Origin of the sequence: Arthrobacter sp. Cr_A7, assembly GCF_029222765.1 — a bacterium.
Classification (GTDB): domain Bacteria; phylum Actinomycetota; class Actinomycetes; order Actinomycetales; family Micrococcaceae; genus Arthrobacter.
In genome coordinates, this window is record NZ_JARHXQ010000186.1 from 1 (window position 1) to 3,617 (window position 3,617).

3 protein-coding genes and 1 pseudogene are annotated in these 3,617 nt (G+C 66.4%); 3 read left to right on the plus strand and 1 reads right to left on the minus strand.

What is annotated here, in order from left to right:
- From P2Q66_RS11115 to P2Q66_RS11125, 3 genes and pseudogenes are all read left to right on the plus strand, one after another.
- A pseudogene (locus P2Q66_RS11115) lies at positions 1-651 on the plus strand (LLM class flavin-dependent oxidoreductase); the annotation flags it as partial.
- Positions 652-874: 223 nt separating this feature from the next.
- Positions 875-1,972 (plus strand): ferredoxin reductase, encoded by a 1,098-nt coding sequence (locus P2Q66_RS11120; protein ID WP_079598828.1) that lies wholly within the window; start codon positions 875-877, stop codon positions 1,970-1,972.
- A gap of 13 nt (positions 1,973-1,985) precedes the next feature.
- On the plus strand, positions 1,986-3,170 hold the full coding sequence (locus P2Q66_RS11125) for an acyl-CoA desaturase (RefSeq protein ID WP_079598829.1): 1,185 nt from the start codon (positions 1,986-1,988) through the stop codon (positions 3,168-3,170).
- Positions 3,171-3,176: 6 nt separating this feature from the next.
- On the opposite strand, the gene P2Q66_RS11130 is transcribed toward P2Q66_RS11125, so the two are convergent.
- Positions 3,177-3,617: cation transporter (locus P2Q66_RS11130; protein ID WP_275728037.1), on the minus strand; the 441-nt coding region annotated here is incomplete at its 5' end.

Here is a 3,617-nt window from a genome sequence, read left to right on the forward strand (position 1 = left end):
GACGCCGGGGAAACAGATGCCGACATGGCCCGCCGGCACACGGAGCTCTTCCGTAAGGCGATCAGCGGGGCAGGGGTGGCTGAAGCTGATCCCCGCTATGCCGGCGGTGCCGTTGGGCTCCTGCCCGTCCAGCCCCAGTCACCCGGCCTTGCCGAACGCATCTGGTGGGGAGCCGGGAGCCGCAAAACTGCGGTCTGGGCCGCGGAACTGGGCATGAACCTGATGAGTTCCACGCTGCTGACCGAGGACACGGGCGTGCCGTTCCACGAGTTGCAGGCGGAACAGATCCAGCTGTTCCGGGACGCCTGGTCCGCTGCGGGCCATAGCCACGTACCCCGGGTTTCGGTCAGCCGCAGCGTGCTTCCCATCGTGGACGCCGAGGACAGCCGGTTATTCGCCGGCAGCGCCTTACGCGACAGCCGGGACCAGGTGGGCATTATCGACGGGCTCACCGCCAGGTTCGGCAAGAGCTATGTGGGTGAACCGGACCAGCTGGCGGAACAGCTCGCCGCGGACACCGCCGTCCAGGCCGCGGACACCCTGCTGCTGACCGTGCCCAACCAGCTCGGGGTGGAATTCAACGCCAAGCTCCTGGGCAATATGGCCCGCCACATCGCCCCGGCGCTGGGCTGGAGTCCGTCCCGCTCCTGACCAGCCGAAATATTCCGGATGCGGAGCCAAAGTTGCCTGCACCGGGCGCTCCGGAGATACACTAAGCACGCTTACTGATTTGTGGAGGAACCATCTGCGTACCGCAGCCGTTACTCTTAGAGTGCGGCTTTGGGGGCTTAGCGCCACCATTACAGCGTGACTGCGGAACGGTCATATGACGGAGAGAGAGAATTATGGCTCGCGCCGCTCTAGGCTTAATCGCATGATCCGGTTACGACAGCTGGCCCAGGCGGCCTCTGTGCTCACTACGCCTTTGGCGCCGGAGGATATCCTCGCGCTTTTCAACCCCGTCTACTCGGCACGGCAGCTCCGCGGTGTGGTGACGCGCGTGGTTCAGGAAACCGCGCAGTCGGCCACCATCTTCTTCCGCCCCGGCCGCGGCTGGCACTCCCACCTGGCAGGGCAGTGGGCGCGCATCGGCGTCGAACTCGACGGCGTCCGCCACTGGCGGTCCTACTCCCTCAGTGCCCCCGCGGGCAAGGACCCGGCCATCACCGTGACCGACGTCGGAGCAGTGTCCGGGACCCTGGTGCGCACCACCAAGCCCGGCGACGTCCTCTTCCTCGCACCCCCGCAGGGCGACTTCGTGCTTCCCGAGCACCCGCGGCCCCTGCTGATGGTGACCGCGGGCAGCGGCATCACTCCGGTGATGTCCATGATCCGCACCCTTGTTCCCCGGCGTCCGGATGCCGACGTCGTGCTGGTCCACTCAGCCCGCACGCCGGGTGACAGCCTCTTCCGCGAGGAACTCGCCGAACTTGCCGACCAGTTCCCCAACTTCCGGCTTGCCCACTGGTTTACCGGCGAGCAGGGCCGCATGGACCTCACCAACACCTCCCAGCTGGACGAGATCTGCCCGGACTGGAAGGAACGCGCGGCCTACGCCTGCGGCCCGGACAGCTTCCTGGACGACGCCGAAGCGCTGTGGAAGCGCGCCGCGCTCACAACGGCAGCGCCCGGAACGGACGTCGCGGTGGCCGGCAGCGCCGGAAACCTCATGATCGAGCGCTTCAACACCACCTTCGACGCCGGCGTGGGGCACGACGGCGGGCTGGTCACCTTCGAAGCGTCCGACCGTGAGGTGGAAGCCGACGGCGACACCCCCATCCTGGACGTCGGCGAGGACGCCGGGGTGCTGATGCCCAGCGGCTGCCGGATGGGAATCTGCCACAGCTGCCTCACCCCGCTCCTGTCCGGACAGGTCCGCGACCTCCGTACCGGGGAAATCCATGGCGAACCCGGCCAACTGATCCAAACGTGTGTCTCGGCAGCCGCCGGACCCGTCAACCTCGAAATCTGAGGAGCATCAAGGTATGTCTGTAATAACACCCAGCAAGGTCACTCCTGCCGGCGGCAGTTCACCCAAGAGCTCAAGGACGCGCCCCGGAAAGCTCGCCGAATCCGGCAGCCCCACCGTCCGCCCGCCGGCCGCGGCCCACCTCAGCGACGAACAGGTGGCGGAGCTCGGCCGTGAACTCGACGCGATCCGCGACGAAATCCTGGCAAAGCGCGGCGCGGAAGATGCCGCGTACATCCGCCGCATGATCAAGATCCAGCGCGGGCTGGAGATTTCCGGCCGCGCCGCATTGCTGGTCAGCAAGAACAAGGCTGCCTGGGTCACCGGAACCACCCTGCTCAGCCTTGCCAAGATCCTGGAAAACATGGAGCTGGGCCACAACATCCTGCACGGCCAGTGGGACTGGATGCGGGACCCGGACATCCACTCCACGACGTGGGAGTGGGACTTCGTTACCCCCTCGCGCTCCTGGCAGCACACCCACAATGACCTGCACCACCGCTGGACCAACGTTGTGGGCAAGGACAACGACGTCGGATACAACCTCCTGCGCATGGACGAGGAGCAGCCGTGGAAGCCCATCAACCTGGCCAACCCGCTGTTCAACGCCATCCTGGCGCCGGTCTTCGAGTGGGGCATTGCCATCTATGACCTCGAGCTGACCGAGTACAAGGAAGGCACCAAGTCCAAGGAGGCCCTGCTCAAGGACCTCAAGGCCCTGGGCAAGAAGGTTGTCACGCAGTTCACCAAGGACTACGCGGCAACCCCGGCCGTTGCCATGCTCACCGGTTCCGGCAAGCAGGCCCTGTACGGCACGCTCGCTGCCAACGCCGTCCGCAACGTCTGGGCCCACGCCGTGATCTTCTGCGGCCACTTCCCCGAGGGCACCGACACCTTCACGGAGGATATGGTTGAAGGGGAGACCCGGGGTGACTGGTACGTCCGGCAGATGATCGGCTCGGCCAACATCTCCGGCTCCAAGTTCATGCACACCATGACCGGAAACCTGTCACACCAGATCGAGCACCACCTGTTCCCGGACCTGCCCTCCAACCGGTACGCCGAGGTGGCACCCCGGGTCCGCGAGATCTGCCAGCGCTACGGCCTGAAGTACACCACCGGGCCGCTGCTGAAGCAGGTGGGCTCGTCCTGGGCCAAGGTCTTCAAGCTGGCCCTTCCGGGCAAGGCCGCCAAGGCCTGATTCCCGCTACCGCCGCAAGCTGGGCGACAGAACCATGTCGTCCAGCTTCGGCAGGGCATGCCTCAGCCGGTGGTCCGCCTGGTGCAGGATGTCCTCGGCGGCCGACAGGCTGCCGTCCCCAACCACAACTATGGCGGTGCCCTGCAGCCTGTGGCCGTTCCAGCGCAGCTGCAGCCGCTTCACCGCCAGTACACCCGGGGTTCCTTCCAGGGCCTCATGGGCGCGTGACACCAGGTCCGGCTCAATGCCGTCCATCAGCCGGCGGCCAATGCTGCGGACCGTGCCCCACAAGAGCACCACGATGGCTGCCGAAATCAGCAGCCCAACAATCGGGTCCGCCAGCGGGAATCCGAGCATAGCGCCCGCCGCGCCGAGCACCACGGCCAGCGATGTGAAACCGTCGGTGCGCGCGTGGACGCCGTCAGCCACCAGGGCCGCCGATCCGAT

Bases quoted from the DNA above. Each gene is read 5' to 3' on its own strand.
- P2Q66_RS11120 (WP_079598828.1), top strand. From the start codon at position 875: ATGATCCGGTTACGACAGCTGGCCCAGGCGGCCTCTGTGCTCACTACG.
- P2Q66_RS11125 (WP_079598829.1), top strand. From the start codon at position 1,986: ATGTCTGTAATAACACCCAGCAAGGTCACTCCTGCCGGCGGCAGTTCA.